Below are 6,334 nucleotides of genomic sequence, written 5' to 3' on the forward strand. Positions count from 1 at the left end.
AATCTGAGTCACATCTGCGGAATGTGGGTTTAGTCTATGTTATGAATAAAAATTAAAATCATTCATAATGAATTTAGCTGTGACAGGGAGTAGGGAGAGGGAGAGAAATATTCCTATGCCACTGACAAATTACCAATCATGGCGATAAAGTGCTAGAATTAGGATTTTAGTGTCAGAAATTGTGAAGGTGGGTATTATAGCCCAATAACTTCCTGATCAATTAGTTACACAACCATTACATAGGAACAGGAGAAACAGTTCTCAAAATGATCAAACTGCGTTTAAAAAGATTTGGCAAGAAGCGCGAAGCCAGTTACCGGATTGTTGCTATTAACAACCTCGCTCGTCGTGACGGTCGCCCCCTAGAAGAACTAGGATTTTATAACCCTAGAACTGATGAAGTAAAATTAGATATTCCTGGTATCGTTAAGCGACTACAACAAGGCGCTCAACCTACCGATACAGTTCGTCGTATCCTCGTAAAAGCTAACGTTTTTGAACAGGTCAGTGCAACAGCCGCATCATAGTCTTGAGATTAAATCCCTAGCAACCAATCCCAATTATGTGGGGCTGGTTAAGTTTCTTGTGCAACCGTTTTTAGAATCTCCAGAGTCTTTAAGCGTTGATTGTGAAATGTCTCAAACCCTCAAGCGGGCTTGGGTTCGCATTGCTTTTAATAGCATAGATAAAGAAAAAGTGTTTGGTCGGGGGGGACGCAATATCCAGGCAATTCGCACTGTAATTTCCGCAGCAGCAGAACTAGCTGGGCAATCAGTATACCTGGATATTTATGGCGGCAGTTCCCACAGTCGAGATAGTATGTCTTTTGATGAAGACCAGGAAGAGCGGATACTACCACCCAAATCGAAAGAAAGAGAGAGTAATATTCCCAAACCTGTTGTTAAACCACGTTTACGCTAGATCATCACTGATCAGTTTAAATGGTTGACAACAGATTAAATTCTGGGAAAGATGGAGAAAGGGGACAACAACATTGTCAAGTCTTGGCGAATATTTCCGTGTTTATTGCGGATTTACCAGCCAAGAATTAACAAATGTTGTCAGCCTATTTTCCAATATTTAAGAGGAGTCAGGAGTCAAAAGTCAGGATGAAGAAAGAAGTTAGAATAATATAGAGCTTTCAAAAGTGTTTGAGTTTTAATTGTATCAATGCTTGTTTCTTGCACATTGTCAACATTAAATAATCAAATAAAGTATTGATTTATAAAGGGTTTGGTTTTATTTATTCAGACTTAATTAACAGAAAATTATAGAATTTTCAATTTACATTTAATAGGAAAATATTAATTTTGTTAAAAACCACCTTTCACTCAATTCAGCAATAATATGGCAGATGATTCCATAATTCAACTGCCTAATATGTCCAGTGCGATCGCTCTAGCTGGTTATGGTGAGGCAAATATCAAGTTTTTATCACAACAAACAGGGGCTAACTTAGTCCTGCGGGGACAAGAATTATTAATTTCGGGAACACCTAAAGAGGTAGAATTAGCAAAGCGATTAGTGCGATCGCTCGAAAATTTGTGGAGTAAAGGTAATAATATCTCTAGTGCCGATATTCTCACAGCCCGTCAAGCCCTCGACACAAATACAGAAGACCAACTCCAAGACCTACAGCGCGATATCCTCGCCAAAACTCGCCGGGGGTTTGAAATTCGCGCCAAAACCTTTCACCAACGCCAATATATAGACGCACTTCGCCGACGTGATTTAACCTTTTGTATAGGTCCTGCGGGAACAGGGAAAACCTATCTCGCTGTAGTTATCGCCGTCCAAGCCCTACTTAGCAATCAATTTGAACGACTGATTTTAACCCGTCCCGCAGTCGAAGCAGGAGAAAAACTCGGCTTTTTACCAGGAGACCTACAGCAAAAAGTCAACCCCTATTTACGTCCCCTGTATGATGCCATAAATGAGTTCATAGACCCCGAAAAAGTCCCCAACCTAATCGAACGGGAAATCATCGAAGTCGCACCACTAGCCTATATGCGAGGACGGACATTAAATAACGCCTTTATCATTGTTGATGAAGCCCAAAATACCACACCGGCGCAAATGAAAATGGTTTTAACCCGATTGGGTTTTAACTCCCGCATGGTAATCACAGGTGACATCACCCAAACCGATTTACCACCCCATCAAAAATCCGGTTTAGAAGTAGCCTTACAGATTCTCCGCAACGTCGAAGGAATTGCCATTTGCGAATTTTCTCAAAAAGACGTTGTTCGTCATCCCTTAGTACAACGTATCGTTGCTGCCTACGAAAAATACGAAACGTAGGGGCGCAGGCCCTGCGCCCTCTTACCTTCTTACTTCTTACCCTCTGGATTGTATTACATCCAAAAAAACGCTATAAATCTGAAATTGCACACTAACAACTAGAAAATCAACAGCTATGAGTACAACATTGAAAGAATTTTTAGAAGCTTGTGAAACCTTGGGAACTTTGCGCTTAATAGTCACCAGCAGCGCCGCCGTTTTAGAAGCTAGAGGAAAAATAGAAAAACTATTTTACGCCGAATTACCAAAAGGTAAATATGCGAATATGCACACCGAAGGCTTTGAATTTCATTTGAACATGGATATGATTCAAAAAGTGAAATTTGAAACAGGGGAAGCCAAAAGAGGAAATTTTACAACCTATGCAATTCGGTTTGTAGATGCGGAAGAAAAACCCGCATTAAGCCTCTTTTTACAATGGGGTAAACCAGGAGAATACGAAACAGGACAAGTAGAAGCTTGGCACGTTTTAAAAGAAAAGTATGGTGAAATCTGGCAACCTTTACCGTCGGAAATTTAATATTGGCAATTAGGCAGAGATTTTTGTTACTTTAAATCAAGTTAATTACTCAGTAGAAAATCAAACCGTGTTTTATGAACCAGTGGAAAATTACTGAATCTTTGCCTAATAAGATTGTTACTCAGGAAGACACACGCATTAAAGGAAGTTGGATAGCGCCTTTGTTGATGGTGCTTCCTGGTCTAGTCCCAATTTGGTTAGGGACAACAATTTTACCTGCTACGGTTGTTTGTCAACCTGTCAGTGTAAGTTCCCTTCAGTGTCAAAAAAAGTCAGAATTTTTGGGAATTACTATTCCCATTCAAACCTATACCCAACCAACATCAAAGCCCCGCAATACCACTCAAGTTATACCAGGCAATACAATTTTACTATCAATTGGACTTGCCTGGGTTGGTGGACTGGGATCAATCTTACTTTTATCAGCTTGGTATACAGTAACTCTGACGACTTGCACTATTGACAGGACAACAAGCCGAATTTCTATTACTAGAAAAACGGCTCTCCGTCAGCGCATCAATAGTTACCTGATATCAGAACTGCAAGAATTGATGCTGAAGCTTCCCAGTAGTACTACCACAATTGAGAATTTTGCCACTGCGGCAGTGGAGATAAAACTAACAACTCATTCAGGTAAATCTCTGCTTTTTTATGCTCAAAGTTATGACCAATTACCCGAAATTGACAAGCTGCTGGTGAATCTACGTCAACTACTTAATATACCTTACAAGTTAGTTTTAGATTTGGGATTAGAGGTTTGGAAGTTTGAATCAAACGGTAAAATCACTGTCCATAAAGTAGGTAAATACTTGGCCGAATATGCTTTCAAAGATATTGCTAAAGTAGAAACAGAAACTTTGGAAGAAGGCAAAAATGCTAATAATATCTACCGTTATCGAGTTAATTTGGTCACAACTAATGGAAAAAGATTAGGGATTTCCGAGTTTATCAGTGAAGACTTTGATATCAATCATACCAGCTATGCTAAGATTCGAGCTAACCAAGTAAGCGATCGCTTACGTCAGTTTATCAATTTCCCTGGTGTGCCATAGGGGTATTTGTCACAGTTAGTTATATTTACAGAATGGTGCAGTAATTTTATGTCTTTGATCAGAGTGCTGTTGAGTTTTTGCTTAATGCTTTTATTATTGTTAGGAAATAACGACGCACAAGCCGGAGAATTAGCAGAACATTTAGCCAAATTCCCCCAATGGGAAAAATTAACATCAGTCAAACCAGCGAAAGGAGATTTAGTTTACCCTGAATGGATGTCCGGGACTTGGAAAGTTACCAGCACATTAGTAGATTTAGCCGCACCTTTAGCACCAGATATAGTGACACCAGGTTTTGAAGGTAATCGCAGTCAATTAAATCAACCAATTAGTTTTTTAGTTAAATTCATCAAAGTTAAACCAACTAATTCGGGTTTAAAATTTCTTACTAATTTCCAGAATCAACCATCAATATTAGTAGCAGATAGAGAATTTAATAGTTTAAATTTATCCAGAGCTTATTTAGGCGATGATACTGTATTATCATCCAAAGTAGATCCTCAATCTCCCAATCGGCAAATTACATTTTTGCGAGGTGAACGGCAATTAATTTCCATTATCAGCGATCGCACTACAGAAACACCAGCAGATGATCAATTCATCACCACAGAAGTTTTCCAACAACTATTTCAAGGTAGTCCTCGTCCATATTTGAATACTGTAGAGTCAACCACAGCCTATCAAAAGCTTTCTACATCCTCTCCAGCCATTACCGCAGATCAAGTAACCGCTGTCTACCTTTCATCCCAAGATCCTGATTACTTTACCGCAGGTTCTCAACCAGTGGCATTATATCGGTATCGGCTAAAATTTGTCCCCGCAAGCTGAACTATGACAAATAGGAATACATCTCAATGATTTGTGGATAGCTTGTACAGCAATACAACACGATTTAATTATTGTGTCTCAAGAAAATGATTTTAAACAAATGAGTAAAGTAAGACCTTTAAAATTAGAATGTTGGAAACCTGAAAACACATCAATTTGATTGATGTTGGGTTGCGCTTTGCTTAACCCAACCTACGCTACGCTACTAAATTGGAAAATGGAATTTTTCAAGATTATGAAAAACCTGGATGTGTAGGGGTTTAGCACTGCTAAACCCCTACCTAGAGAATCAAACAACTAAGCTGTTTTGAATATAATAGAGGTGAAGGAAGAAAAAGATTAATTCATAATAAAAAAACTTAATTTTTAACTTGTGTACTCACAGCAGCATAATTAGTTTTATAACTAGATAATTTCTCCTTAGCTTTTTTAGAAAAAAATGTACCATCTGGAATACTTTCTAATAACTTAATTGCTTGTTTCCATTTAAGTTGTGCTTGTTTCCAAACTTTTGGAGGATGAGGAGGATTCTGAACTATTATAGATGCTTCCATTCCAAGTTTTTGTGCAGATTCAAAATCCTTTTTAGCCGTTTCTTCCTGATTAGTATTTAAGGTAATTTGCTGTATTTGTGGTATTTTATCTTTACCTATGTAAATACCAAGAAATAGAAATATTATACTGACAATACCAATAATTAGTGAAGGTTTAAAAATCAGTATTTTCTGAGAGTTATTTGTAACTGCTGTTTGCAATATTTGATGGTTTTGAGATTGCTGTTCATTATCTTTATGTTTTTTGTTCTGATTATTTTTTAACCGATGTAAGGCTTCTTCTGCTTGACTTTTCAGATGATTAGCATTTAAAATTAAATCTCCAATTTCTTGCTTGAAATATTCACAATTATTTATAATTTCTGACAGAGATAAAAATTCACTAGCACTCGACATAATTAATCCATGCTCATCATCTAACCATTCTAAGGAAAATCCACAATTACCATAATAATTAGATAAGCCTATGATAATTTCATAAATATCATCGCTATTTTGTAATTTATCATAAGCATCATTTAGTCTTTTTTGTAATTTAACTAAATCATCTTGACTATGACTTATTTGATTGAGTTGCTGTCTTAATAAATCAGCATTATTGAGTGATAAATTTATTTTAATTAAATCAACATTTTTGTGAATTTCATTATTGATATTTTCCCATCTCAGATAATTATTAATTTGATTTAAAATTCCTGAATCATTTAAAATATATTCACCTATTTCTTGAATCTGATTTAGCCAATTAATCCATCCATAGATTCTTTCCTGTAGGTCACTTAAAGTTACTTCATTTTCGTTATTCCCGAATTTTTCTGCAAGTAACCCTGCACTACCACTAATAACAACATCTACGAGAAATCCACCAGGAATAAACAAGCTTGCTACTGTTCCTAAAAATGGCAATGCTCCCATTGCAGCATTTTTCATTTTTTCAAATCCTAATTCTGAATCAATTTCTTCTTCAATTTCGTTTAAGATTAATAAAATATGATTCAGTTTTGATAATTCATTTTGAATTTCATTTCGGTTGCCAAGATTAAGATTAAGTGGTTCTACCGCTCCCTTTATGAAAGGAT

The 6,334-nt window shown here is 36.8% G+C and carries 6 protein-coding genes and 1 pseudogene; 6 read left to right on the plus strand and 1 reads right to left on the minus strand.

Annotated elements, in window-relative coordinates; translation table 11 throughout:
- Positions 1-266 precede the first annotated feature (266 nt).
- The 6 genes and pseudogenes from rpsP to FJR05_RS11785 all read left to right on the plus strand — a co-directional run bounded on the left by rpsP (position 267) and on the right by FJR05_RS11785 (position 4,701).
- Entirely contained in the window at positions 267-527 is a 261-nt protein-coding gene (gene rpsP / locus FJR05_RS11760) for a 30S ribosomal protein S16 (RefSeq protein WP_027403099.1), read from the plus strand.
- Positions 508-921, plus strand: a complete 414-nt coding sequence (locus FJR05_RS11765; RefSeq protein ID WP_371416880.1) for a KH domain-containing protein — start codon at positions 508-510, stop codon at positions 919-921. The genes rpsP and FJR05_RS11765 overlap by 20 nt, the downstream gene beginning before the upstream one ends.
- A gap of 426 nt (positions 922-1,347) precedes the next feature.
- Positions 1,348-2,301, plus strand: coding sequence for a PhoH family protein (locus FJR05_RS11770; RefSeq protein ID WP_168644257.1), 954 nt, complete (start codon positions 1,348-1,350; stop codon positions 2,299-2,301).
- Positions 2,302-2,410: 109 nt separating this feature from the next.
- Positions 2,411-2,821: pseudogene (locus tag FJR05_RS11775) on the plus strand (ChuX/HutX family heme-like substrate-binding protein); the annotation flags it as partial.
- A gap of 74 nt (positions 2,822-2,895) precedes the next feature.
- On the plus strand, positions 2,896-3,873 hold the full coding sequence (locus FJR05_RS11780) for a hypothetical protein (protein ID WP_168644259.1): 978 nt from the start codon (positions 2,896-2,898) through the stop codon (positions 3,871-3,873).
- 48 nt (positions 3,874-3,921) lie between these two features.
- The gene (locus tag FJR05_RS11785) at positions 3,922-4,701 is read left to right on the plus strand and encodes a DUF6816 family protein (protein WP_168644260.1); all 780 of its coding nucleotides are present in this window, start codon (positions 3,922-3,924) and stop codon (positions 4,699-4,701) included.
- A 359-nt stretch (positions 4,702-5,060) separates the two neighbouring features.
- On the opposite strand, the gene FJR05_RS11790 is transcribed toward FJR05_RS11785, so the two are convergent.
- On the minus strand, positions 5,061-6,334 hold a 1,274-nt coding region (locus tag FJR05_RS11790; protein ID WP_168644261.1), incomplete at its 5' end, for a hypothetical protein.

The sequence above is a fragment of the Dolichospermum sp. UHCC 0259 genome (genome assembly GCF_009711935.1).
Classification (GTDB): domain Bacteria; phylum Cyanobacteriota; class Cyanobacteriia; order Cyanobacteriales; family Nostocaceae; genus Dolichospermum.